This window comes from Streptomyces sp. G-G2 (assembly GCF_030063135.1).
Classification (GTDB): Bacteria; Actinomycetota; Actinomycetes; order Streptomycetales; family Streptomycetaceae; genus Streptomyces.
On the sequence record NZ_JASISO010000016.1, the window covers coordinates 89,958 to 115,291 of the forward strand.

At 72.1% G+C, this 25,334-nt stretch carries 22 protein-coding genes; 12 read left to right on the forward strand and 10 right to left on the reverse strand.

Features of this window, described 5'->3' with window-relative positions; translation table 11 throughout:
• Positions 1–45 precede the first annotated feature (45 nt).
• From QMF80_RS15360 to QMF80_RS15405, 10 genes are all read left to right on the forward strand, one after another.
• Positions 46–1,803: a nitrilase-related carbon-nitrogen hydrolase gene (locus QMF80_RS15360; RefSeq protein WP_283453496.1), complete on the forward strand. Its 1,758-nt coding sequence runs from the start codon at positions 46–48 to the stop codon at positions 1,801–1,803.
• Positions 1,804–1,812: 9 nt separating this feature from the next.
• Positions 1,813–2,616, forward strand: a complete 804-nt coding sequence (locus QMF80_RS15365; RefSeq protein ID WP_267718878.1) for a hypothetical protein — start codon at positions 1,813–1,815, stop codon at positions 2,614–2,616.
• Positions 2,613–3,596, forward strand: coding sequence for an alpha/beta hydrolase family protein (locus QMF80_RS15370; protein ID WP_283453500.1), 984 nt, complete (start codon positions 2,613–2,615; stop codon positions 3,594–3,596). Before QMF80_RS15365 ends, QMF80_RS15370 begins: the two co-directional genes overlap by 4 nt.
• 55 nt (positions 3,597–3,651) lie before the next feature.
• The gene (locus QMF80_RS15375; protein ID WP_283453502.1) at positions 3,652–4,842 is read left to right on the forward strand and encodes an aromatic ring-hydroxylating dioxygenase subunit alpha; all 1,191 of its coding nucleotides are present in this window, start codon (positions 3,652–3,654) and stop codon (positions 4,840–4,842) included.
• A gap of 4 nt (positions 4,843–4,846) precedes the next feature.
• Positions 4,847–5,638: a hypothetical protein gene (locus QMF80_RS15380; protein WP_283453505.1), complete on the forward strand. Its 792-nt coding sequence runs from the start codon at positions 4,847–4,849 to the stop codon at positions 5,636–5,638.
• Complete coding sequence (locus QMF80_RS15385) at positions 5,635–6,609, forward strand: hypothetical protein (RefSeq protein ID WP_283453507.1); 975 nt, start codon at positions 5,635–5,637, stop codon at positions 6,607–6,609. Before QMF80_RS15380 ends, QMF80_RS15385 begins: the two co-directional genes overlap by 4 nt.
• A complete protein-coding gene (locus QMF80_RS15390; protein WP_283453509.1) occupies positions 6,606–7,454 on the forward strand; it encodes an SDR family NAD(P)-dependent oxidoreductase in 849 nt (282 codons plus the stop codon). Before QMF80_RS15385 ends, QMF80_RS15390 begins: the two co-directional genes overlap by 4 nt.
• Positions 7,451–8,149, forward strand: coding sequence for a hypothetical protein (locus tag QMF80_RS15395; protein ID WP_283453511.1), 699 nt, complete (start codon positions 7,451–7,453; stop codon positions 8,147–8,149). The genes QMF80_RS15390 and QMF80_RS15395 overlap by 4 nt, the downstream gene beginning before the upstream one ends.
• Complete coding sequence (locus tag QMF80_RS15400) at positions 8,150–8,896, forward strand: maleate cis-trans isomerase family protein (RefSeq protein WP_267821954.1); 747 nt, start codon at positions 8,150–8,152, stop codon at positions 8,894–8,896.
• A gap of 91 nt (positions 8,897–8,987) precedes the next feature.
• Positions 8,988–10,382, forward strand: coding sequence for an aldehyde dehydrogenase family protein (locus tag QMF80_RS15405; protein ID WP_267821951.1), 1,395 nt, complete (start codon positions 8,988–8,990; stop codon positions 10,380–10,382).
• Positions 10,383–10,460: 78 nt separating this feature from the next.
• Here QMF80_RS15405 and QMF80_RS15410 read toward each other — a convergent pair whose 3' ends face one another.
• The 7 genes from QMF80_RS15410 to QMF80_RS15440 form a co-directional block, all read right to left on the reverse strand.
• Positions 10,461–11,447, reverse strand: coding sequence for an alpha/beta hydrolase (locus QMF80_RS15410; protein WP_267821949.1), 987 nt, complete (start codon positions 11,445–11,447; stop codon positions 10,461–10,463).
• A 90-nt stretch (positions 11,448–11,537) separates the two neighbouring features.
• Positions 11,538–12,929, reverse strand: coding sequence for an MFS transporter (locus QMF80_RS15415; RefSeq protein WP_267821947.1), 1,392 nt, complete (start codon positions 12,927–12,929; stop codon positions 11,538–11,540).
• A gap of 36 nt (positions 12,930–12,965) precedes the next feature.
• Positions 12,966–13,895 (reverse strand): alpha/beta hydrolase family protein, encoded by a 930-nt coding sequence (locus QMF80_RS15420; protein WP_283453517.1) that lies wholly within the window; start codon positions 13,893–13,895, stop codon positions 12,966–12,968.
• Positions 13,896–14,003: 108 nt separating this feature from the next.
• A complete protein-coding gene (locus QMF80_RS15425; RefSeq protein WP_267821944.1) occupies positions 14,004–14,642 on the reverse strand; it encodes a hypothetical protein in 639 nt (212 codons plus the stop codon).
• Positions 14,639–16,432, reverse strand: a complete 1,794-nt coding sequence (locus QMF80_RS15430) for an AMP-dependent synthetase/ligase (protein WP_283453520.1) — start codon at positions 16,430–16,432, stop codon at positions 14,639–14,641. Before QMF80_RS15430 ends, QMF80_RS15425 begins: the two co-directional genes overlap by 4 nt.
• Positions 16,433–16,495: 63 nt before the next feature.
• Complete coding sequence (locus QMF80_RS15435) at positions 16,496–17,137, reverse strand: acetoacetate decarboxylase family protein (RefSeq protein WP_283453522.1); 642 nt, start codon at positions 17,135–17,137, stop codon at positions 16,496–16,498.
• A complete protein-coding gene (locus QMF80_RS15440) occupies positions 17,118–18,923 on the reverse strand; it encodes a GMC oxidoreductase (RefSeq protein ID WP_283453524.1) in 1,806 nt (601 codons plus the stop codon). The genes QMF80_RS15435 and QMF80_RS15440 overlap by 20 nt, the downstream gene beginning before the upstream one ends.
• A 260-nt stretch (positions 18,924–19,183) precedes the next feature.
• Between QMF80_RS15440 and QMF80_RS15445 the strand changes: the two genes are divergently transcribed.
• Both QMF80_RS15445 and QMF80_RS15450 read left to right on the forward strand, forming a co-directional pair.
• Entirely contained in the window at positions 19,184–20,530 is a 1,347-nt protein-coding gene (locus QMF80_RS15445) for an NAD(P)-binding domain-containing protein (RefSeq protein ID WP_283453526.1), read from the forward strand.
• 401 nt (positions 20,531–20,931) lie between these two features.
• Positions 20,932–21,675 (forward strand): maleate cis-trans isomerase family protein, encoded by a 744-nt coding sequence (locus QMF80_RS15450; RefSeq protein WP_283453529.1) that lies wholly within the window; start codon positions 20,932–20,934, stop codon positions 21,673–21,675.
• Between the two features lie 146 nt (positions 21,676–21,821).
• Here QMF80_RS15450 and QMF80_RS15455 read toward each other — a convergent pair whose 3' ends face one another.
• From QMF80_RS15455 to QMF80_RS15465, 3 genes are all read right to left on the reverse strand, one after another.
• Positions 21,822–22,694 (reverse strand): MurR/RpiR family transcriptional regulator, encoded by an 873-nt coding sequence (locus QMF80_RS15455; protein WP_283453531.1) that lies wholly within the window; start codon positions 22,692–22,694, stop codon positions 21,822–21,824.
• Between the two features lie 111 nt (positions 22,695–22,805).
• Positions 22,806–24,101 (reverse strand): cyanophycinase, encoded by a 1,296-nt coding sequence (locus tag QMF80_RS15460; protein ID WP_283453532.1) that lies wholly within the window; start codon positions 24,099–24,101, stop codon positions 22,806–22,808.
• A gap of 16 nt (positions 24,102–24,117) precedes the next feature.
• Entirely contained in the window at positions 24,118–25,320 is a 1,203-nt protein-coding gene (locus QMF80_RS15465) for a M20 family metallopeptidase (protein WP_283453533.1), read from the reverse strand.
• Positions 25,321–25,334 lie beyond the last annotated feature (14 nt).

A 25,334-nucleotide genomic window follows, 5' to 3' on the forward strand; every position in this document is an offset into this window, starting at 1 on the left:
TGTTTGGGAAACGCTGTTCCGCTAGAGGAACCAATGGAGTTCACCATGGACGAAGCGCGCACGTTCCGCGTCGCGGCCGCCCAGTTCGCCGTGGGCCGGGACCGGAGGGCCAATCTGGCCGCCTGTCTCAGGATGATCGACGCCGCGGCGGAGCAAGGCGCGATTCTCGTGGTCCTGCCGGAGTTCTGCAATCACCTCTCCTGGTACGACGACCGGCAGCAGGCCTTGGCCGCAGCCTGTCGGCCGGGGGACGACTTCCTGGCGCCGGTGGCCGAACACGCCGCCCGCCACGGCGTCTACGTCAAGATCCACGTCACGCTGGCCTCCGGGAGCCCTGGCGCTGAGCGCATCACGGCGGCCAGCATGCTCTACGGACCGGACGGCGCTCTGACCGGAACGGCGGAGAAACAGGTCCTGATGGGAAGTGAGAACGACCATCTGGACCCCGCCATCGAGGCCGGACCGGTCATCGCCACCGCCCTGGGGCCCGTCGGGCTGTACTCGTGCATGGAAGGAGTGATCCACGAGGTGTGCCGGGGGCTCGCCCTGCGCGGGGCGCACCTGCTGCTCAACAGCCTCAACTCCTTTGCCCTCGACGAGGCGGCGCTCCACATCCCGGTACGCGCCGCGGAGAACCGGGTGTGGGTCATCGCGGCCAACAAGGTCGGCCCGCTGCTCCCAGCCGACCGGATCGACGCGATAAGCGCCGCCATGGGGGTGCCGCCCGAGGCCCTGGACGGGGCAGGCGAGAGCCAGATCGTCGCCCCCGACGGCACGGTCGTCGCCAAGGGTCCCCGGCGCGGGGAGGCTGTTGTGGTCGCCGACATCCAGCCGGCCGCGGCCGCCGACAAGCGCCGGACGGACGGCACGGACGCGTTCGCGGTGCGCCGGCCCGACCTCTACCTGCCGATCGCCTCCCCGCCCGCCCCCGCCCCCACCTTCACCGGGACCCGCGCCGAGCAGGTCGGAGCCGCGGTCGTCCGGCCGTCCGGCAGCGGCCCCGCCGCCGTCGCGGACGCCGCGCGACTGGCCCGCCAGGCCGCGGGACGCGGCGCGGCGCTGATCGTGCTGCCCGAACTGTTCTGGCACCCCAGCGGCGTTCGCACCAGCCCGCGGCGGCCGGATACCGAGGAGGGCCAGGCCGTCCTGCTGGCCCTGCGCGCCGCGCTGGAGGGCAGTCCGGCATACCTCGCCTGTACGATCCCGCTGCCAGACGGTCATGGCGCCGTGCTGCTCGACCGCGATGGGCCGGTGCTGACCCAGCGCCAGCTGCACGAGAGCAGGCGGCACGACGGCTGGGCCCGCGCGGGTGAAGCGGAGGCGCTGCTCACCCACGACACGCCCTGGGGCCGGGTCGCGGTCGTCCTGGGCGATGACGCCGCCCAGCCGGAGACGCTCCGCCTCGCAGCGCTTATGGGAGTGGACACCGCGGCGGTCTGCCTCGGCACGGCCGAGCCCTGGGAGACTGCCCTCGGTCTGCCCGAGCGGGCGGCAGAGAACCGGATCAACCTCGTCACCGCAGGCCACGACGCCGGCGCCATTCACGCCCTGCCCGTGGAGTTCGGCCTGTGGCGCTCCCGGGAAAGCCCCTTCGACGGCACCATCAGCACGCCCGCCACCACGGCTGCCGGCCCCGGCCTCACCCTCGCCCCGGTCCGCCCCCGCCAGGCCGAGAGGCGGCTGGTGTCGCGCGGTACGGACCTGGTCGACGGCCGCCCCTGGAAGCTGGCCAACGCCCTGGTGTCTCCGCGGCCTCCCGCCCCGGGCCCGAGCCCCGTTCCCCACCCCCTACCCGGTCAGTGAAGGAGCGACGTGTCAGAGACACTCAAGGCTGTACAGGACATGACGGACGAGGCCCCGGCCACCGATGTGACCGAGACCTTCGTGCAGTGGCAGGAGCTGCTGGGCGAGCTCAAGAAGAAGATCGCGGCCCGTTTCGAACTGCACCGGGACCCCTCCACCGAGGAACTGGAGTCCTTCGGTGAGACCGGCGGCCCGCGGGGCTCGCTGGCCGGCTTCAGCGGCCCGGAGGTGGACTGGATGATCCACTCCTGGGTCGGCGACCCCGAGCACGGTTTCGTCAACCTCCACCTCACCGTCTGGCTGGGCCCGCAGGTCCGTGTCCCGCACCTGGGGATCGCCCTGCTGTGCTGGCCCGGTGGCTGGTTCTACCTCGACTCTGTGCCGCGTGCCAGCCTGGTGGCCGACGGCGACTACTACGACCGCTACTACGCCCCCGCCGAGGAGGAGTGGCTCGCGGTACGCGAGGAGTACAAGGACCTGTCGTGGTTCACCAGCCGCTCCGGGTTCATCCGCGGCAGCCTCTCCCCTACCGCCTACTGCTACTCCATGCCCCGCGACGCGCGGCACATCGAGCTGGTCCGCCGCCTGCTGCACGAGCACGTCGACCGCTGGCTCGCCTGGGTGGAGGAGGCGGAGGCGGTGCCGGCCGGGGAGCGCGAGGAGCTGGCCGGCGCCGACCTGGCGGTCCGCCGCAACATCGTGGAGCGTGACCCGGCGAACGTGATGGCCGTACGGTACTTCGGCGAGCGGATGACCGACCGGCTGGTACGGGCCCTGTGGGGCGGCGACCGCGGCCTGCCGAGGCCCTCGTGAACGAGGTCCGTTCCCTCTGGTGGGCCTGCCGGGTGCCCGGTCTCAAGGAGCCTTTCGACACCGCGCACCTGCGGGTCTTCTACCCCGCCCGCGCCACCGGGTCCGACGCCGAGCGGCTGACCGGGGTGGTCGCGGCCGACGCCGGGAGCGGCCCGTTCCCGGTCGTCGTGCTGCTGCCCGGCATCAACGTGCCCACCGACTCCTACCGGTGGCTCGCCGTACTGCTGGCCGGCCGAGGCTTCGTCGTGGTGACGCCCGAACTGGTCGGGGAGTTGTTCGGCGGGAGCCACGGAGTGACGCCGGGCATCGACCTGGAGGCCTGCGGCCCGGGCGCGTTCGGCAGCCGGGCGACGACGCCGTTGATCGGCGCGGTGCTCGCCGCCCTGGCCGAACGGGCCCCCGCCTCCCCGCTGGCGGGGCTGCTGGACGTGGATCGGGTGGTGGTGGGCGGCCACTCGGCCGGCGGCACAGTGGCGCTGCAGTCTGCCGCCCACGTACCGGGGCTGCGCGGGGTGTTCACGTACAGCGCCCACACGCTGGTGGCGGCGGCCCTCGGCCATCCGCCGGGGACGGTCCTGCCGGTGGGCGCGGAGGTTCCGGTCCTGCTGATGTCCGGCGAGCACGACGGGGTGGTCGCCGCGAGCACTGACCGGTACGGAGCGGCCCCGGCCGCCATCGCCGACCCCGTCGCCCGCACCTTCCACGACGCCCTGACCGACGCCGGCGGCGCGCACGCCTGGGTCAAGATCGCCGGGGCGGGCCACTTCACGATCTGCGATCCCGTGGACGCGACCAGCGCCCGGAGCTTCCTGGAGGCGCCGCAGGCGGGCGGGGACCAGGCGCGCGCCCTCATCGGCCGCCTCGCGGCCGCGTTCTGCGCGGCGACCCTCCCTGAGCGGCCGTCCCCCGCGGACACCAGGGCCTACGGCGCGCTGCTGGCGCCGCCGCATCCGGGACTGGTCTCCGTGCTGCGCCGCTGATGTCCACTCCTCATTTCCTTGTCGAAACGCTAGCGGAGCGCGAGGTGCCCATCCGATGCTCAAGAATTTCTGGTACGCGGTCGAGTTCTGCGACCGTGTCGTCCGCAAGCCGCTGAAGGTCGTCTGCCTCGGCCAGTCCCTCGTGCTGTACCGCACCGCGGCCGGGAATCCGGTCGCGCTGTCGGACCTCTGCGCGCACCGCGGGGCCGCGCTGTCGGCGGGCACTCTCAAGGACGACTGCGTGGTGTGCCCTTACCACGGCTGGCGTTTCGACCCCGCCGGCGCCTGCACCACGATTCCCGCAAACCAGCCGGGCCGTGGCATCCCGAAGAAGGCACGGGTCGACTCGTACCCCGTGCAGGAGAGGTACGGATTCGTCTGGGTGTTCCTGGGCGATCTACCCGAGGAGGAGCGGCCGCCGATCCCGTACTGGCCCGAGTTCGACGACCTGGTCCAGGACGGCGGCCGGTTCAAGGCGGTGACCGGCGAATACCTGTGGCACTCCAACTACGAGCGGATCCTGGAGAACGGCTGCGACATCGCGCACACCCCATTCGTGCACGCGGGCGCCTTCGGCAACCCGGACCGGCCGGAGGTCGAGGAGTACACGGTCGAGCAGCCCGACGAGTGGTCGGCCTTCGCCACCGTGGCCCTGAACCCGCCCGCCGCCAAGGGGCTGTGGGCCAAGCTGTACACGGACCACAGGTCCCGGGGCAAGGACCGGCCGCCGGTGGTGACCACGGCGGGCTGGATGCTGCCCAACATGATCAAACTGCATGTGCGGCTACCGCTCGGCAACATGATCATCTACGACACCAACATCCCCGTGGACGAGACCACCACCCTGGTGAAGTGGGTGGCGCTGCGCGACTTCTTCACCGGTGGCTGGGCGGACAACAACGCCCGCAAGCGGGTCCTGGGGATCTTCGACCAGGACGCCCCGGTCGTGGACGGGACCCGCCCCGAGCTGCTGCCCGCCGACCTCGGAGCCGAGCTGCACCTGCGCTCAGACATGATCTCCGTCGCCTACCGCAGGCGTCGCCAGGAGCTCGCCGCCAAGGGCTGGGCGGTGAGCGACGCCGACCGCATCATCGGCGACGTCCCGGCGCGCAGCGCCACCGTGATCGCCTCCCCCGGCCGGCGCGCGGTCCCCGAGCTGGCCCGCGCCTGGGAGCAGAAGGCCCAGGGATTCCACCCGACGGTCGAAGGGGCCCAGTCCCCGGCACCGGCCAGTGAGAAGGAGTAGTCGCATGACGTCCTCAGCACCCGCACCCGACGCCGCCCCGGACGGCGCGACCCCCGCCGCCCGGCTGTCCCGAACCGTCCTGGACGCGCTGTTGGCCGGGACGGCGCTCGAAGAGCGGCCCACGCCCTGGGCCGCGCTGACCAACCCGGCGACCCCCGATCCGGTGGGCTCCGTACGGTACTTCCGCGGCGGGGGCCAGGGCGGGGTCGACGCGGTCGTCACCGTCTCCCTGGTCGTGCCCGCCTTCGGCCTCGACAGCCACATGGTGTTCGCCTTCGGCGCCGCGGACTCCCCGCTGCCGCACTTCACCCTCGACTCCGTCCAGGCGGGCGGCGGGTACGCCTTCCACCTGGACCTGGTCCAGCGCGTCGACCTCGCCGTGAGCCCCGCGTACGCGGACCTCGTGTACGGGCCGCTCACGGCGCCGTTCGCCCGGGCCTCGGAGATACCGGGACTCGCCCCGGCGGCGATCAGCCCCCGCCAGCGCTCCCTGATGTCGCCGTGGATGCTCGTCCACCGCGCCGACGAGGCCGCACTGCGGGCCATCACCCCCGTCGCCGAGGCGTACCTGCGGCACTGGCTGGAACTCACCCGCACCTTCCCGGCCGGCGCCGCCGGCGAGGCCAAGGAGGGCGACGCGGCGGTACGCGACCGGCGGCTGCGCCAAGCCCTGTTCAGCCGGGAGATCGACCCCGTCTGGGCACAGGTGGACCGGCTGCTGGGGACGGCCGCCACCGACGGCCTGCGCGGGCTGCTGACCACCGGCAGACTGCCGGCCGAGGAGGCAGGGGCATGAGCGACGTCTCCAGGCCCGAGCCGAGCGAGTGGCAGCAGCGCATCGCGGGGGAATGGCACGGCCGGCCCTCGCTGTTCGACGCACAGGGCACCTGGTGCGGGTACGAGGACATCCGCCGCTCCTCCGAGTTCACCGACGGGGAGACCGTCTACCGGATGGACGGCGGCCTCCTGCAGGGCGGCCCGCTCGCCGGCCGTTTCCAGCTCGCCGCGCCGTTCGCCTTCGCGGTGACCGACGCCGACGACAACCGCCTCTACACCGGGCCCGACTTCCACGGCAGCGGGCAGCCCTACGGCTCCTTCGTCGACGCCCACTACTACGGGCCCGGCTGGCAGGTGGCCCTCAACACCTGGAACCACGTCCTGCCGGACGGGCTGACCCAGGTCTACTCCTCGGTGCTTTACCAAGGCTGGACCGTGATCGGCTGCTTCAACGGCGTGTACGTCCGCACCGCCGACCACGACGACAACGAGGCCACCCGCGCACACGTCGCGCGACACGTGGCGGCCGAGACGGACGCTGGGCCGGTGCCGTGGATCCTGCCCACGAAACGGCCCGGCAGCTTCACGGGCTCGTGCGAGCTGTGGAGCGCGGAGCAGAAGCACCTCGGGGACGTCGAGGTGGAGATCGCCGTACGACCCGTGGACCTGCTGCGCGCGCGGCATCACGTCACCTGGCGCGGGGCCGGCCTGGACCGGTCCTTCACGGTGGAACGCCGGCGGGACGGCACCCGCGAGTTCTGGGAGGGCCCGGATGCCTGGGGCAACGCGCAGGCGTTCGGCCGGGCCAACTTCCCGCTGTGGCACTTCACCGGCGGGGACGTGCACCGCGTGCGCGGGCGAGAGTTCGTTCTCGACGCGCGCCCCGCGATGGCGGCGGGCGGGCGGATGGCCGTGACGTACGAGCTGTTCGGCGGGAACGCGCTGTCCGCGGTCCTGCACGGGGTACTGGACTGGGAGCCCGCGTCATGACCTCGACCGTGGTGATCACCGGCGGTACCCGCGGCATCGGGCACGGGCTGGCCCGGGCGTTCCTCGCCCGCGGCTGCCGGGTCGCCGTCTGCGGGCGGAACGCGGCGGGCGTGGAGGCCGCACTCAAGAGCCTCGGGGGCGGGGCGCACGCAGTCGGCCATGTGGCGGACGTGACCGATCGGGACCAAGTGGCCGGCCTGTGGACGGCGGCCGAGGGGGCCTTCGGCCGGGTCGACGTGTGGATCAACAACGCCGGGGCGACCACGGCGCGCAGACCGCTGTGGAGCCTCGGCCCGCACGAGGCCGACGGCGTGACGGCGGTCAATCTGCGCGGCGTCGTCAACGGCAGCGCCGTCGCGGCGGAGCGCTTCCTGCGCCAGGGCAGCGGCCGCGTGTGGAACATGGAGGGCTTCGGTTCCGACGGGCGGATCATGCCCGGGCTCAGCGTGTACGGGGCGAGCAAGCGCGCCGTCAGCTACCTCACCGGCGCCCTGGCGGCCGACCTCCGCAAGGAGGCTAACGCCCGCCCCCACGACGTCCGGGCGCTGCTGCTGTCGCCCGGGATCGTGGTCACCGACCTGCTGCTGCACGACTACACCCCGGACGAGTACGCGAAGGCGCGGGCCGTGCTCAACATCCTGGCAGACCGGGTGGAGACGGTCACCCCGTGGCTGGCGGACCGCGTGCTGGCCGACCGTACGGCCAACGGCTGCCGGGTGGCGTGGCTGACGCGCCGCAAGGCGGCCGGGCGCTTCGCCGCGGCCGCGCTGCGCAAGCGGTCGGTCCTGCCGGAGGCGCTGCCCGAGGCATCGTCGGCCGCGCAGGAGCAGGAGGGGACTTCGTGAACGCGGCCCTGGACTATCCACTGTCGCTCGCGGTGGAGGACTTCGTCCCGGTCCTCCTGACGGGTGTCGGGGCCGCCCTGCTGGTCAGGCCGCTGCGCGGCCACGCCGTGCGCACCGGCCGGATCGCAGCGGCGGGGACGGCGCTGGTCCTCCTCGGCGGACTCTCGAAAGCCACCTGGAAGCTCGTGGTGGCCTTGGACGGTCCCAACGTCCAGGTCATGAACAAGGCGCTGTTCCCGTGCCTGTCGGCCGGGTTCCTGCTGCTCGCCCACGCGCTGCTCACGCTGCCCGCGAACGGACGCGAGCCGGCGGCCGGCCGGACGCCTCCGCCGCTGTGGGGGTTCGCCGCGGTCTGGCTGGCCGCCGGCGCGGCGGGGCTGCTCCTTGGGTCGACGGCGCCGCTGATGGTGCTGACCGTCGTGGCCGTCACCGTCTGCGGCGTCCGGCTCATCCTGCTCGCCCGCTCCCACGGGGATACCGCGGCGGCGACGGCGGGCGGACTCTGGCTCACCGGCATGTACGTACTGGGGCCGCTGGCGGCCCGTCCCGACCAGAGCGTGGCTCTGCAGTGGGTGGAGCAGTCGGCGAACACCCTTACCCAGGGGGCCTTCGCCCTGCTCGCGTGGCGGCTGGCCAAACGCCACCGCCGCGCTCTCCCCCCATCCCCCACCACCCCGACCCGATCGGCGGCGTGAATGACGGACAGTCTCGGCTGGCGGCGCAAGTTCGGCGTGATCGCCCCCAGCACCAACACCATCGTCGAACCCGACTTCTCCCGCATGTCCGTACCGGGTGTGACGGCGCACTTCTCGCGCATCCACATCCGCGATCAGAACATGGCCGAGGACTCCGGCATGGAACGGCTGCTGGAGCAGATCCGCGACGAAATCGGCGCAGCCTGCGAGCGGGTGCTGACCTGCGAGCCGGAGTACATGGTCATGGGCATGAGCGCGGAGACCTTCTGGGGCGGCGTCGAGGGCAACCGGGCCTTCGTCCAGCAGATCCACGACATCACCGGCCTCCAGGTGGCCACCGGCGCCGAGGCCTGCGAGCGGGCCCTGCGCCTCTTCGGGGCACGGCGCATCGCCGTGGTGACCCCGTACCAGCCGGTCGGCGACGCCAACGTCGACCGGTTCTTCACCGAGCTGGGCTTCGAGGTGGCGGGCATCAAGGGCCTGCGCTGCCCGACGGCCGTGTCCATCGCCCATGTACCGGAGGCCGAACTACGCACCGCCCTCGCGCAGTTGGCGGCACTGCCGGGCGTCGAGGCGATCGTGCAGTGCGGGACGAACCTGTCGATGGTCTCACTCGCGGACGAGGCGGAACGCTGGCTCGGCCTGCCCGTTATCGCCATCAACGCCGCCACGTGGTGGATGGCGCTGCGGGACAACGGCTGCCGTGACACGCTGCACGGTTTCGGCACGCTACTGCGCGAGCACTGACGGCGCGTCCGCACAGCCCCCGGGGGCCGGCCGCGGCGCGGCGCCCGGGGGTCACCCATGCCCGCCGCCCGGCCAGGGAGCTGAAATCACCATGAACGCATCACAGGTCGACCGGATGACGGCGCGGTCCCGCGAGGCCGCGGCCGACTGGAGCGCGCTCACCTTCGGCGAGCGGGAGCACCGGCTGCGCCGGTGGGCCGCCGAGCTGGCGCGCTCGCGGGCCGCTCTCGTCGCCACCATCCGGGAGGAGACCGGCAAACCGGCGGCCGACGCGGAACTCGAACTGCTGGTCGGTCTGGAACACCTGGCCTGGACCGCCCGCCGCGCGCGCCGGACCCTGCGCCCGCGCAGGGTGTCGCCGGGGCTGCTTGCCGCGGAGCACCGGGCGCGGGTGGAGCGCCGGCCGCTGGGGGTCGTCGGCGTGATCGGCCCGTGGAACTACCCGGCCCTGACACCGCTGGGCGTGCTGGCCGGCGTACTGGCGGCGGGGAACGCCGCGGTGTTCAAACCGAGCGAGCACACGACGGAGACCGGGCGGGCGCTGGTCGACGCCTTCGAACGGGCCAACCCGGGGTCGGCGGGCACCCTGCGGCTGCTGACCGGAGGGGCGCGGGCCGGGGAGGCACTGTGCCGGGCGGGCGTGGACAAGGTCGCCTTCATCGGTTCGACGCGGACCGGCCGGGCCGTGATGGCCGCCTGCGCCGACTCCCTCACGCCGGTGGTGCTGGAGTGCGGCGGCAACGACGCGCTGATCGTGGCCGCGGACGCGGACGTACGGGCCGCGGCCCGGGCCGCCGTGTGGGGCGCCTTCTCCAACGCCGGGCAGACCTGCGCCGGGGTGGAGCGGATCTACGTGGCCCGGGCGGTCGGCGAGGAGTTCCTCGCGGCGCTGACGGCGGAACTGGCGCCGGTGCGCGCCGGACTCCACTACGGCCGTCTGACGACCGGAGAGCAGGAGAAGGTGGTGCGCGTCCACGTCGAGGACGCGACGGCCCACGGCGGCCGTTTCCTCTTCGGCGGCCCCGAGTCGTTCCGCACGTCCGGGGTTGTCGATCCCCTGGTGCTGACCGATGTCCCCGAGGGCCGGCCCGCGGTACAGGAGGAGACCTTCGGGCCGGTGGCGGTGGTACGGCTGGTACGGGATCTGGACGAGGGCCTCACGCTCGCCAACGCCGTCCCGCAGGCGCTGGGCGCCGCCGTCTTCTCCCGCTCGGCGGACGAGTCGGTCGCCGCGCGCCTGCGGGCGGGCATGGTGTCGGTGAACGGCGTCCTGACCTTCGGCGGCATTCCCGGCCTGCCGTTCGGCGGCAACGGCGCGAGCGGCTTCGGCCGGGTGCACGGGCGGGAGGGGCTGCGGGAGTTCACCTCGGCCCAGGCCGTGACCGTACGCCGCGCGCACCTGACCGGGTCCGGCCTGACCCGGCTGCGCTCGCCGTGGTGGAAGCGCCCCGTCCTGCGTGTGCTGATCCGGCTGCGGCACGGCTGAGCCGCGCCCCGCACGCCAAGAGGCGGCGCCCGCCGGCGGTGGACCGGGCGGACGCCGCCTCTTGGCGTGCGGTGGGGCTCAGTAGGCCTGCTGGACGGTGACCGCGGGGTCCGCGGCGTCCCCCCAGTAGCGGACGTAGGAGCGGGCGAAGGCGTCGCCCAGCGAGGCCTTCAGGAACAGCGCCGCCCAGCGGGCCGACGTACGGATACCGTCGATCTGGTCGATGGACTGGGCCGAGGGATCGGGGGCGGCGCCGGGCGGGTTCTGCACGTTGGTGATGCCGTAGTGATTGACGCCGGCCACGGTGACGAGCGCCTTCGGCTTGCCCAGGAGGGCCTCGTACGTGGCCTGCGCGGCCGCGGGGGCGGCCACGCCGTCGGCGGAGCCCTGGATCAGCGCCACCGGTACGGTGTTGTTGACCGGGGCGACCGGACCGCCGCCGGGCGGGGCGTTGTTGGTGCCGAAGAAGGCGGCCGCCTTGAGTTCGGCGGGCTTGACCGCGCCCGGCGGGAGGCCGAAGCAGAACGGCGGCGCGCACTGGCCCTGGACGGTGGCGACACCCGCGGCGCCGCCGAAGGAGTGGCCGAGGAGTGCGAAGGTCGTCGGCTCCATTCGGCCGGCGAGGGGGCTGCCGGCCCGGGCGTTCTCGGCCTTCGACCAGGCGACGGTGGTCAGGCCCTGGTCGGCTGAGGCCCACAGGCCGGGGACGCCGAACACGGACCGGAGGTGATTGGGCACCACCACGACGAAGCCGAACGCCGCGACGGTGCGGGCGTATCCCTCGTAGTGACTCTTGTCGACGTTGGCGCCCTGCTGGAGCAGCACGACCGGAAGCAGGCTGCCGGTCTCGGGGTAGTAGACGTCGGCCACGTCCGCTCCGACCGAGGCCGTGTAGGCGAGCGTGGGGACGGGGGTGGGGTTCTCGGGGGTCTCGGCGGCGGCCGCGGTGCCCGAGGCGGTCAGCAGGGCGAATCCGAGCAGGCCTGCCGCGATGGCGCGGCTGACGCTGCGCGGCGCGCGGTGCGGGGTGTGTGCCATCAGTGATCCGATCTTCTTCGCTGTCATTGGCGTGAGTTTTGTTTCTCTAGACGGAACATTGCTTCCTGTAAATAGCTGAGCGAGACCTCCGCACGTGAAGGTGGTTCCGGTTCCGGTTCAGGCCGAGCGGCGGGCCGCCTCAGCCGCGTCCGCGTCGTAGGAGCCCCGGCCGCGCAGGACGACCACGGATCCGACGAGCAGGGGCAGCAGCACCGCCAGGAAGGCCGTGCGCAGCGATCCGGTGGCGTCGGAGGCCAGGCCTATGAGCCAGGGACCGAGCGATCCGCCGAGGGTGACGAGGAGTTGCAGGACGGCGAAGCCGAGACCCCGGCGCTCGGCCGCGACGACGTCGGCGTTCGCGGCAGTGAGGTTGGCCAGCGCGGCGGCAAATCCGAAGTTGGCGAGGGTGAAGCACAGGGCCTGTGGCACGAGGACCGGCAGCGCGACGGCTCCGGCCAGGGCGAAGGTGCCGAACAGCAGACCGGCGCCGCCGATGGCGATGCGGCGGCCTTTGCGCGGGCCCCGTTCGCGGTCGCCGAGCCAGCTGCCCGTCACGATCCCCGCGACGATGCCGACCAGCCCGCTGCCGCCCGCCACGGCGGCGGCCTCGGCCTCGCCCAGGCCGAAGAAGCGGTTGTAGTAGGAGGGCATCCAGTAGAAGAGACCGCCCAGGCCGAAGATGAGGATGCTCAGGCCGGTGACGACCGTGCGCAGGGTGCGGATCCGCAGCAGTTCGCGCAGCTGGGTGCGCAGGGGTGGCGGCGTCGGGGAGTCGGCACGGCGTTCCGTACCGGCCGGAGGGGCCGGGGCCCCGCCATCCCGCCGGTACCACAGGGTGAGACGGTCGCCGGTGCCGCGGTCCGGTTCGCGCAGTGTGAGGACGAGGACGGCGACGACAAGGCCGGGCACGGCGACGAGGAGGAATCCGGTGCGCCAGCCGACGGTCTCGGCGAGGGCGCCGCCGGCGATGACGCCTATGGGCAGGCCACCGAAATAGGCCATGCGCTCGTACCCGAAGGCGCGGGTGCGGCCGGGGCCGGGGTAGAAGTCGGCGAGGAGGCTGGAGGCGGACGGGTTGTAGAGCTGTCCGGCGGCCCCGAGGAACATGCGGACGGTGAAGAGGGTGAGAAAGCTGCCGGCCAGCCCGGTTCCGACCGTGAGCAGCGACCAGACCGCCACGACGCCGGCGATGGTCCAGTTGCGGCGGGCGGTGTCGGCGAGCCGGCCGGCCGGGAGCAGCAGGATCACGGCGGCGAGCGATCCGGCGGTGGCGATGGCGCCGCCGGCGGCGTCGCCGAAGCCGAACTCCTCCTGGATCTTGGGCAGGGCGCCGGCGAGGAGGTTGTACTCGATACGGTCGATCGCCGCGACGAGGGCGATGCAGACGGCCGGCCACCATCCGAACGGCGCGGGATCGCCGCGCCGGACGGTGACCGGGGGCCGCCCGGGGAACACGGTGAACGCGCGCAGCTCACGATCGGGGTCGAGATGAGGGGCGGCTTCGCTCACGGTGCTCCTCCGGGCGGGCGGATCAGCGAGGTGGGGTCAGGGCCTTGCCGTGTACACGACTCCGGGCAGGTTCTGCGCGGCGGCGCCCCACACCTGGTCCCGGAGGGAGGTGTCGAGGCCGAGCGTGTAGAGCAGGTACGTGGTGGTCACCGCGCGGGTGAGGCGTTGCTGTTCGGCGCGGGTGACCGAGCCGCTGTCGCAGCCGAAGCCGCCGCTGTCTGTGAAGCCGCAATGGAATCCGCCGGTGATGACGCGCAACTGCGTCGGGGCGGGCTTCGCGTTGTACATCTTGCGTTGGTGGCCGTCGACTCCTGCGACGGTGTCCTTGCTGCCGCCGACGTACTGGGCCGGGATGGTGAGGGCGGCGGAGGCCGTGACCGCGGAGGGGTTGGTCTCGGCGGCGGCGAGCGTGCTGACGGATTTGACTGCCGGGTTGCGGGATGCGGCGAGCAGGGCCGCGCCGCCGCCCATGGAGTGGCCGGACAGGGCGTAGCGGCTGGTGTCGACGGCGCCCGCGAAGCGGGATCCGGTGGTGGAGTTCTGGGTGGTCAGCCAGGTCAGGCCGGCGTTGAGGTCGTCGGCGAATCCGCTGTGGCTGGGTGAGATGCCACCCTGGGACTTGGGGGTGACCGTGATGAGGCCCCACGAGGCGTAGTGGCGCAGGGTGCTCTCGTACTTGGAGATGTCCTGGAAGAAGCCGTGTCCGAAGGCGAGGCCGGGGTGGAGGCCTTGGGCGACGGGGGCGTTGGCGCCGGCGGTCGTGCCGGGATACCAGACGCGGGCGCTGTAGGAACGGCCGGAGGCGGAGACGGTGAGGTCGGCGTAGGCGACGGGGTAAGCCCCCGGCGCGGCGGGGTCGGCCGCGATGGCGGGGGCGGCGGGGACCGCCAGGGCGGTGGGGGCGGTCAGGGTGGCGGCGACGGCCAGCATGATGGCTGGGACGGCGCGCATGAGACTGCGCAACACGGAAGTGCCCTCCTATGGGGGTATCGGAGAGGGAAACGCTGTACGACAGTTCAGCATGCTGACACGTACACGCCAATAGCCGAGACGTTTCTTTCAGTGAAACGTCGTTCACTCTGGCGGAACAACTCGCCAGCTGTCGCTGGGCTGCGCCATCAGCCGCCTCATGCCAACGAGCAGTCCGGCCAGCATGAACGCTTCGCCAAGGTTTCCCAGCGGCGGCGCCGCGAAGGCGGCGGCCGAGGCAGCGAACACGGCGAGAGCGCCAAGCGCTATCCAAGGTGTTCCCCGGCTCACCCACGCGGCGATGCCGATCAGCAGGAGCACCACGATTGCGAGGACGGCCGCAACAGGGAATCCGTCGGGATCGGCGTCCGCATAGCGCAGGGTGTCGGCCCAGCTGCGGGGCCGCAGATCCAGGCCCGGCAGGGTAGTGGCCGCGCCGAGCACGGCCAGAGCGCCGGCGGTGGCCCAAGCCACGCCGAGGGCGGCGCGGCCGGCCCGCAGGGCGAGGGCGGCGCAGGGCAGCACGAGGGGTGTGCCCAACACGTGGATGATGAAGCGGCCGGCGCTCAAACTCTCCAGCAGCCGACCCTCGCCCAGCATGGCGCCGGCGGCCACGACGGCGGAATCGTAGGCCAGGGCATAGCCGAGGACACCGGTGAGCCGGCCGGCCGCACCAGTGCGCCAGGCGGCCGCGGCGAGGCATATCTGGAACGCTGCGAGCAGCGCGAGACCGGCCGAGATCACCGGTCCGCCGCCCCGCGCCGGTACAAGGTCTCGACCAGGTCGGCGTACCGGCCGGTGACGGCGGCCCGCCGGACCTTCAGCGTCACGGTGAGCTCCGGTCCACCGGGCGCCCACTCGTCGGCGATCACCTCGTGGACGCGGATCCGCTCGGCTCGCGAAAGGCGTGCGTTGGCGTCGGCGACAGCCCCGGCGAACGCGGCGGCGAGTTCGGCGCCGCGGGTGTCCCAGGGCGCCGCCGTTGCGATGCCCGTTCGCCTGGCCCAAGCGGTGACTGCCTCCCGGTCGGGGACCAGGAGGGCGACGTTGTAGGGTCGGCCGTCGCCGATGACGACGGCGTGGGCGATCAGGGGCGTGGATTCCCTCAGGACCCCTTCGATGCGGGCGGGGGCCATGTTCTGGCCTCCGGTATTGATGATGAGGTCCTTCTTCCGGTCGATGATCCGGATGTCTCCTTGGGCGTCGACGGCGGCGAGGTCACCGGTGTGCAGCCAGCCTGCCGCGTCGATGGTCCGCGCGGTGAGCTCCGACTCACCGCGGTATCCGCGCATCAGGAAGGGCGCCCGTACGAGGAGTTCGCCGTCGTCGGCGATCCTGATCTCCGCGCCGGGGACCGGCCGGCCCACAGTGCCGGGCCGCGGCATTCCGGGCGGGGCGATCAGGGCGATACCGCTGAGCTCGGACATTCCCCAGGCGTCGGTGAGCGGCAGCCCGAGGGCGTGAAAGAACTCCTGGAGACCTTCAGGTGCGGGCGCGGCCCCCGTGATACAGACCCGGGCTCGGTCAAGACCGACGCGGCGACGCAGTTCGGCGAGGACGGCGTCGGCCCCGTCGAGTTCCTTGCGCTCGGCCTGGGTGAGGACGCCCTTCCACCGGCGGGGGGCGTGGCGCCGTCCGGTGGCGAGGGCCTCCTCGGCGAGGGCGCGGAGCCCGGGGTCGGCTTCGGCGAGGGCCCTTTCCAGCGTGGTGCGCATGCGCTGCCAGACGGAGGGGACGGCTCCGAAGAGCGTCGGCCGCACGAGGGCGAGCGCCTCGGACAGCCGGGTGATGTCATCCAGGCAGGTCAGACGGGTTCCGCAGAGGAGGTTGGTGTAATGGGAGCCCCACCGGTCGGCGATGTGGGCCGCGGGCAGGAAGGAGATGTGGCTGTCCTGGTCGGTGACCTTCAACACCTGCTGGCTGCCCGAGAGTTGGCTCAGCATGGCGCGGTGGGTGATTTCGACGGCCTTGGGGCGGCCTGTGGTGCCCGAGGTGTGGATCAGGGTCACGAGATCGTCGGGCCCCACGCAGTCCAAGGCGGCAGCGAGTTCGAAGGGGCGGGGGGCCCTCGCCTCGGCTTCCTCGAGGGTGAGGACGCCCTCCTCCGGTGTTTGATCAACCTGGTCCACGGTCACGAGGTACCGGACTGAGGTTCCGGCTGCGGCGGCGTGGAGTACCGGCAGGAAGCGGCGTTCGGTGACGACCAGCCGGGCCGCGGTGTTGGCGAGCAGGTCGTGTATCTGATCGGCGGGCAGGCTGTTGTAGAGGGAGAACGGGACAGCTCCCAGGTGCAGGGCGGCGCAGTCGGCGACGTGGAACTCGGGCCGGTTGGTGAGCATCAGGGCCACCGGCTCGCCCCGGCGGACACCGAGGTGGCGCAGCGCTGCGGCGACGGAGGCCACGCGTTCTGCGTACTGGGCCCAGGTCAGCGCGGTGCCCGCGAGAGTGAGGAGGGCGGGTTCCTGCGGCCGGGCGGCAACGGTCCACTGGAAGGCCTCGCAGAGGGTGGCTGGCGGATCGGGCGTGGGTGTCATACAGGCTCCTCGGGAAGGGCGCCGGGCCACCGCGCGGCTGCGGCGGCCCGGCGGGGAGGCGGCTCAGACGGTGCGGGCGGACGGGGTCGGGGCGGGGCTGCCGAAGCTGAGGGTGAAGTCGTGCAGGGTGAGGCTGAGCAGCGGTGGGCGGTCTGCCGGGAGCCGCAGGGGGCTGCCTGGCGGGATCTGCCAGGTCGCGCGGGCCAGGCCCACGGTGCTGCGGCTGCGCACGGGGCTGGTCTTGAGGTGTCCGTCCAGGAGCTGGGTGACGCGGTAGGCCACCGGCCACCGCCCCGGGAGGCTGGTCAGGGAGCGGAAGGACGCGGTGCACAGCGCCGTGGATCCGGTGCGGGCAGAGGCGTCAAAGCCCTTGTCCCGGCTGACGTCGAATGCGGCCAGCTCTTTCGGGATCCCCCACAGTTCGCGTCCTCCGGCCATCGACGGGGAGCTGTCCACCCAGATGTCGGTGATGGTGACCCGCGGCCGAAGGCCGTCGCGGACCAGGACCGCCGAGAGGACCTCGTTGTAGCGCAGGACGCTGTCGTTCTCGTAGAGGACCCAGGCGGCGCCCATCAGGGCCCGGCCGGCGAGGGTGAAGGGCCGCACTCCCGGCGGCAGGGGCGGCAGGGCGCGGCGCGGTACGGGCCACAGGGAGAGGTACATCTGGCCGGCGAGGTGCCAGGGTTCAGGCGGGTACGTCGGCATCGGTGTCCTGCCCTTCGGGCGGTCGGGGGCCCAGGCGCAGTGCGGCGGGAGCATGCGCGGGGACGGCGGGGTGGCGCGGCGGGACGGGGTCCACCCGGCGGTAGGGTGCGCCGGGCCGGGGGCGGGGGTCGGCGTCGCCGTGGTTGGGCCACAGGGCTGTGGCCCGTTCGGCGAGGGCGGTGATGGTGAGGGAGGGGTTCACACCGAGGTTGGCCGAGATGGTGGAGCCGTCGATGATGTGCAGCCCGGGGTGTCCGTGGACGCGGTGGTAGGGGTCGACGACCCCGTGCTCGGCGTCGGCGGCGATGGTGCAGCCGCCGATGAGGTGGCCGGTGGCGGGTATGTCGAGCAGGTCGCCCCAGGTCCCGCAGGCCAGTGCGTCGTTCTGCCGGGCAGCGGTGCGGGCCAGGCGGTGGCCGGCCGGGATCCAGGTGGGGTTGGGCGCACCCTCGCCGGGCCGGCTGGTCAGGCGGGGTCCGAGCAGGCCGCGGCGGAGATGGGTGGTGAGGGAGTTGTCCACGGATTGCATCACCAGCAGGACCACCGACTGGGTGGCCCAGCGGCGGGGGCGGTGCAGGGCGGGCAGGCTGCGGGCGTTCGCGGCCATCGCGGCGAGACCGGCCATGAGCCGGGGGCGGCCGGGGACCGGGTCGGTCAGCGTCGCGCCCAGCAGAGCGAGGAGGTTGCTGCCGGGGCCGTAGCGGACGGGCTCCACGTGGGTGTCGTCGTCCAGCTGCACGGAGGAGGTGATGGCCACGCCGTGGGTGAAGTCTGCGTCAGGGTCCTTGGAGCGCACGGCCAAGATGGCCTCGGAGTTCGTCCGGGTCAGGTGGCCCAGGCGCGGGGAGAGGCGGGGCAGCGCGCCGTCGGCGCGTAGCCGGTGCAGCAGGCGCTGGGTGCCGAGGGCTCCGGCGGCGAAGACGACGTGCCGTGCGGTGGTGGTGCGGGGGTCGCGGCGCAGGGCGCGTCCGGTGCGTACGGAGGTGACTGTCCAGCCGGGGTGCGCGCCGGTTCCGGCGCCGTTCGGGCGGCAGTCGGTGACGGTGCGTTCGGGGATGACGGTCGCGCCGGCGGCTTCGGCAAGGCCGAGGTAGTTCTTGGGCAGGGTGTTCTTGGCGTTGTGGCGGCAGCCCGTCATGCAGGCCCCGCAGTGCAGGCAGGCACTGCGGTCAGGCCCGGCGCCGCCGAAGTACGGGTCGGGGACGGTCGTTCCGGGTGCGGTTCCGGGCGGCCCGAAGTGAACGCCCACGGGGGTGGGGCGAAAGGTGTCTTCGCGTCCCATAGCCCGCGCAGCGTCCTTCAGTACGCGGTCGGAGGGGGTGACGCGGGGGTTCGGGGTGACACCGAGCATGCGGCGGGCCTGGTCGTAGTACGGGGCGAGTTCGGTGCGCCAGTCGGTGATGGACGCCCAGCGGGTTCCCTCGTAGAACGGCGGCGGGGGGTCGTAGAGGGTGTTGGCGTAGCCGAGGGAGCCGCCTCCGACACCCGCTCCGGTGAGCACCAGGACCCTGCCCAGCAAGGTCATACGGAGGATGCCTCGACAGCCGAGGCGTGGGGCGAAGAGGTAGTCGCGCACGCGCCACGAGGTACGGGGGAAGTCGTCGTCCGCGAAGCGGCGGCCGGCCTCCAGGACGGCGACGCGGTAGCCCTTCTCGGTCAGGCGCAGGGCTGTGACGCTCCCGCCGAATCCGGAGCCGATGACGAGCACGTCGACGTCGTCGGGCGGGGCGGCGGGCGGCGGGCCATTCCTGGGTGAAGCGGCTTTCGGTGGTGAAGAGGTGGGCATCACGGCTCCCGCATGCGACCGACCCGGGGCGGTCACATTGCGGCCGAGGGCGCGCGTCCACACTATGACCGGGCGGTCACGTGACCGCCCGGTCATAGTGTGCGACCGGGGAATCCCTGTCAATGAGTCCGACGACGCCCGTGCAGCGGGGCAGCTGGCGCCAACTCGGTGCACAGTCAGACTCGTTGACAACGCCTCACCACCGGACGAACCTTGTGACCACCCGGTCACGTGACCGGGTGGTCACAAGGGAGGTCCGCATGGAACGTGTCTGCGTCATCGGAGCCGGCTCCTCCGGCATCGCCGCCTGCCAGGTGCTCGCCGAACGCGGCATCGCCTACGACTGCTACGAGAGCGGGTCGCAGGTCGGCGGCAACTGGCGCTACCTCAACGACAACGGCATGTCCTCCGCCTACCGCTCGCTCCACATCAACACCTCCCGCCAGGTGATGGAGTACGCGTGCTTCCCCATGTCGAAGACTTACCCGGTCTACCCGAGCCACTTCGACATCGCCCGCTACTTCGACGCTTTCGTCGACCACTTCGACCTACGCCCCTCGATCGCCTTCCGCACCGAGGTGACCGGCGTGGAAAAGTCCTCCGGCGGCAGCTGGGAGGTCACCGCCCGCCGGCGGGACGACGGCGCCGTGACCACCGGGATCTACGACGCGGTCCTCGTCGCCAACGGACACCACTGGAAACCACGGATGCCGCGCCCGGCACTGCCCGGAGCGGACTCCTTCACGGGCATCCAGACGCACTCCCACCACTACCGCACTCCAGAGCCCTTCACGGGAACGCGCGTCCTCGTCCTCGGCATCGGCAACTCGGCGTGCGACATCGCCGTGGAAACCTCCCGCGTCTCCGCCCGCACCCTTCTCACCATGCGCCGCGGCGCGCACATCCTGCCCAAATACCTGTTCGGCTCCCCCACCGACCACCTCACCGGTTCCTGGCTCGCCCGGGCACCCCTGCCCGTGCAAGCCCGCGGCCTGGCCGCCCTCCTGCGGCTCAGCCGCGGCAGACTCTCCGCCTACGGCCTGCCCGAACCGCGCCACGGCGTACTCGGAGCCCACCCCACCATCTCCGACGACCTGCTCTCACGCCTCGGGCACGGCGACATCACCGTGACGCCGATGATCAGCGCACTCGACGGGGGAAGCGCCCTCTTCGAGGACGGCCACAGGGAGGAGATCGACGCGGTGATCTACTGCACGGGGTACGACATCGCCTTCCCCTTCCTCCCGAAAGACCTGATCGACCCCGCCGGCAACGCGGTGAGCCTCTACCGCCGCGTCGCCGCACCCGATCACCAGGGCCTGTACTTCATCGGCCTGGTCCAGCCGCTCGGGGCAATCATGCCGCTGGCGGAGGCACAGTCCCACTGGGTCGCCGACCTCCTCCAAGGACGCTGCGCCCTGCCCCCGCAGGGCGCCATGCACCGCGAGATTGCCACGTACCGCAGGCAGACGGCACGGCGCTACGTCGCCTCTACCCGCCACACCATCCAGGTCGACGCCCTGAGCTACCTCAAAGAACTCCGGCGCGAGCGGGTCCGCACGGCCGCCTCCCGGCCCCCGACGGCGCCGACGCCGGGTGTCAGTTGACGGCCCGACGACCTTCTTCTAGATTTGCGAAACATAGTTTCACAGACCGAAACACGTGTGAACCCGATTGCCGCCACGCCAGGAGTGCCACCCCGTCGTTCCGCTCCTCGGACCTGCGGCTGCCCCGCAAGCGCGGACATGCTGCCTCATATTCCTTCCGGCACAACACCGCGTCGGCGGCGCCACCCAGGCCGAAGGGGGCGGGTTTCCCCAGCTACGCGCCCGTCGCACCGAGCAGCAGTTCGGCGACGGCCCTGCCGGGGAAACCCGGCGGGCGGCCTCACCGCCGGCAACGACCCGCCCGCCGCAGCGCGGGCAGTCCATCGGGGTCGGGCGCCAGAACGGCACCGACAACACCGGACGCCTTGACGACATCCCCGCCCCGGACTGGAGAGCCCGAAATGACCAATGCCGTCGGTCCCCGAGCCGTCTTCGGTGTCATCGTGCCGAGCACCAACACCGTCGTCGAGCATGACTATTGGGCAGCGCGAATCCCCGGTGTCACCTACCGCGCCGGGTCGATGCACATCGCGCACCCCTCGATGGACAGCGACCACGACTTCCAAGCCCTGCTGGCCCAGATCAGAACCTCGCTCGGCGCGGCGGTCCGTGATGTCCTGACAGCCGAGCCGGACCGAATGGTGATGGGGATGTCAGCGGAGACGTTCTGGGGCGGTGTCGCAGGAAACGCCGCCTTCGAACAGCGGCTCCGCGAACGGACGGGGCTGCCGGTCACCACCGGTGCTAGCTCCTGCCGCGCAGCACTGCATGCGCTCGGATGCCGACGCATCGCCGTCTTCTCTCCCTACCAGCCCGTCGCCGACCGCGAGGTGAAGCGATTCTTCGCCGAAGCCGGATTCGACGTATTGGCTGTCTCCGGGCTGCGCTGCCCGAGCGCCCTGGACATTGCCCGGGTCGGGCCGCCCCGCATCCGGGAGATGGTCCTCGAACTCGACGACCCTTCCGTCGAGGCGATCGTCCAGGTCGGAACGAACCTCTCCTTCGTCTCCCAAGCCGACGCCCTCGAATCCGAACTCGGCAAACCGGTCGTCGCCATCAACACGGCCACGCTGTGGCACGCCCTGCGCGAGCACGGCCTCGACGACCGCATCACAGGCGCCGGCCGCCTACTCAGGGAGTGCTGAGGGAGCCACCGCGGGGGCGCCGTTCGAGAGCGGGCACGCCATGGAAAATGATCACAGCCACATTCACGTCCCAGTGCGGTTTGTCGACGCGCGTGGAAGCTGTGAGTGACTGTCTGACCTGCCCGGCAAAGCGTGCCGGGGAGTGGTCAGACGAGTCCCGACCGGCGGGCGACCTCCTCGTAGCTCTTCATCCGCTGGTGGGCTCCCGATCCCAGAGCGTTGATCACGCCGGCTACCAGTGCTTCGACGACGGCGAGGGTGGGGACGAGGCTGTCGTAGGGCGAGAGGGTGCCGACTTGGCTGGGCAGGACGACGTCGGCGTGGGTCGCGGCGGGCGAGAGCCAGGGGTCGGTGAAGACGATCACTTTGCCGGCGGTCTCGCGGACGAGTTGGGCGATGGCCGTTTTGTCGTCCTCGTAGCGGCGGTAGTCGAAGAGGACCACCACGTCGCGCTTGGTGAGTTGGGCCAGGGCGGCGGTGCGTTCGACCGGACGGTCGGGCAGGAGGCGAACGTCCTGGCGCAGCTGCATCAGGTGTAGGCCCAGGTATTGCGCCAAGAGGTGGGTGAAGCGGCCGCCGGCGAGGGTGATGTGCCGCTTGCGGTCCGAGAGGAGTGTCACGGCACGCTCGAAGTCGTGGGGCGGTATCTCGGCGCAGGTCTGGACGAGGGCGGGGGGAAGTACCGCGCTTGCTCGTGCCAGGACCTTGGGCTGGGTGCCGCTGGGCGAGTCGTCGTCGCGGGCGAAGTCGGTGGTCTCGTACAGGGTGAGGGGTGAGGCGTTGCGGGCGTCGAGTTCGGTCCGCAGGGCGGCTTGCAGTTCGGGGAAGCCCCGGTAGCCGAGGCGGGCGGCGAAACGCAGGACGGTGGGGGCGGAGACGGCGGCGCGTTCGGCGATGGTGGCGACGGTCTCGAATACGGCGGAGGGGTATCCGGCGAGGAGCACGCGGGCGACCTTGCGCTCGGCGGGGCTGAGGGCGCCGAGTTTGTTGCGGATGTCGTCGGCGAGGGTGCTGCTCATCGGATGGGAGTCCTCTCTGGGGGTGCGGGCCGCATCCGCCGAGCTTAGTGCCCGGCCCGGCGGATGCGGTGTCCCGGCGGGCCGCCGCCGACCGGGAGCCGTGAGGGGGTGTTACCGCGCGGTGATGGAGAGATCGAGTCCGGTCATGGTGGCCGGGGTGGAGCCGTCCGAGGTCCAGGTCGCGTACCGGCCGCTCTTGGTGAGGGTGACGGTGAAGCGCGGTGCGGTCTCGTAGGTGGTGGCGGTCGCGGTGCGCTGGGCGCGGGTTGCTGCGAGGGCGCGGGCGGTACCGAGCAGGGAGTAGGGGTGGCCGTCGGGGTTGTCGGTTGCATAGAAGACGTCCGTGTTCATGGGTACGGGGGTTTGGCTGAGTGCGTGAAGGCGGCGGTTGGTGGCGGCGGGGTGGGTGGTCCAGGTGTGGGCGGTGTAGCGGTCGCCGTCGGTGAGGTGGTTGTAGCGGGCGCCGTGCAATGACCAGCCCTGGGGCGTTCTTTTGGTTTCGGCTCGGCGCAGGTCGAGGATGGTGACGCCGTTGGTGCCGCGGACCGTGATGTGTTCGGTTGCGGTGCCGGGGCGGTCGACGATGAGGGCCGTGTTCTCCTCCAGGCCGTACACGCGGTCGTGTCCGGTGTCCGCGGCGAGGCGCAGGGCCCGACCTTCGCGTCCGTAGGCTCCGGTGTGGGTGTCGATGAGCCCGGAGGTCAGGAAACCGAAGCCGCCTGCGGGCAGGTAGCCCAGGCGGGTGGGGTCGTCGAAGTAGCCGGGTGCGCTTCCGTCGCGGAGTCCTTGGTAGGAGTCCCCTCCGGTGACCATGTCTCGGCCTGCGGCGATCTGGGCCCCGGCGGAGGAGCCGGCGACGACGGCGCCGGAGGCGAGCTTGGCGCGTATCGCTGCGAGGACCTTGGAGTCGGTGTGCTCCTCGCCGTGCAGGAGGGTGGTGACGTAGCGGTACTGGTCGCCGCCGCCGAAGAAGAAGCCCGTCATGGCGTTGATCTGGGCCACGACCTCCTCGGAGTCGGCGGCGTCGATGTGGTCCAAGTCGACGGGGACCCATTGGGCGTCGGCGGCGCCGTGCCGCTTGAAAAGGTCGGCGTAGTAGGCGCCGTTGCAGGCGGAGTTGGCGCAGCGCTGGGGATCGTCTGCGTGGGCGTCCTGGCTGGCCGGGACGGAGGCGGCCGTGATGATGCCGATGCGTGCGCCGGCGCCTCCCGCGCGCTTGATGATCTCGCCGTACACGGCGGTGTTGTCCGCCTTGAGCCCGCCGCCGATCAGTACCAGGGAGCCGCTGGTGGGGGGTTTGGGGTGGGGGGCGGCGTGGGTGGCGGGGGTCGTGGTCAGGGCCAGGACGAGGCCGGCGGCGCCGGCCGTGAGAAGGGCGCGTCGGTGTGGGGTGGAGGGATTGCGCATGAGGTCCTCCTGCGTGTCAGGGCTGGGGGGTGGGGACGGGGTTGCGGTCGTTGCGGTTGTCGGCGAGGGCGACGATCAGCGAGGCGAGCAGTGCGATGCGCGGGGCGATGGAGTCGGTGTCCAGCCATTCCTCGGGGGTGTGGTCGGCTCCCCCGACGGGGCCGAGTCCGTCGAGCACGGGTACGCCCGTGCCGGCGATGGTGTTGGCGTCGCCGACGCCGCCGGTGGCTGCGGCCCCGAATTCCAGGCCGAGCTTGCGACCTTCGGCGCGGGCGAGTTCGAGCATGCGGTGGCTCGCGGGGGTGTCTTCCATGGGTGGGCACAGGTCGAGTTGCTGGACATGGGCTGTGGTTCCGGACACTTCGGTACGGCTCGCCAGCTCGTGGATGGACGAGCGGATGCGCTGGAGTGTGGCGGCGGTGGCGCCGCGGACCTCGACGTGGAGTTCGGCCTGCGAGGGCACGATGTTGGCCCGGGTGCCGGCGCGGACGATGCCGACGTTGACGGTGGCGTCGTCCCACTGCCCGTTGAGTGCTTGGAGGCCAAGGGTGAGGTGGGCTGCGGCCAGGGCCGCGTGGGCACCCCGTTCGGGTTCGATGCCGGCGTGCGCGGCGCGTCCGGTGACGGTGATGAGGAAGTCGGCGACGCCTTTGCGGGCGATGACGATGTCGCCGTTCTCCCGGGCACATTCCAGGGCGAGGGCGTAGTGCATGTCGCGGGCGGTCTGCCGGGTGACTTCGCTGCTGCCGGGGGAGCCGATTTCCTCGTCGGGGGTGGCGAGGAATACCAGTTCCGCGTACTGGTGAAAACCGGCTTCTTGGAGGATTTCCAGGGCGGTGAGGCCGGCGAGGAGGCCGCCCTTGTCGTCGCTGACGCCTGGTCCGTGGGCCAGGGATCCGGACAGGGTGAAGGGCCGGGCTGCGGCGGTGCCGTCGTCGAAGACGGTGTCCATGTGGCCGGCGAGGAGGATACGTCGCCCACCAGCGGAGGCGGACAGGCTTCCCTGTTTGCGGGCGACGAGTACGTCGCCCAGGGAACGGCCGCGGTGTCGGGGCACTTCAGTGCGCTCGGTGGTGAATCCGATGCGCTGCAGGCGAGCGTCGAACCATGCGGCGACACGGTTGACGCCGTCGGGGCTGTAGGACCCGGAGTCGATGGCGACGAGGGCGCTGAGGTCTGCCAGGTACTCGCTGTGGCGGGCGTCGGCCCTGCTCTGCAAGGCCCGCGCGTGAA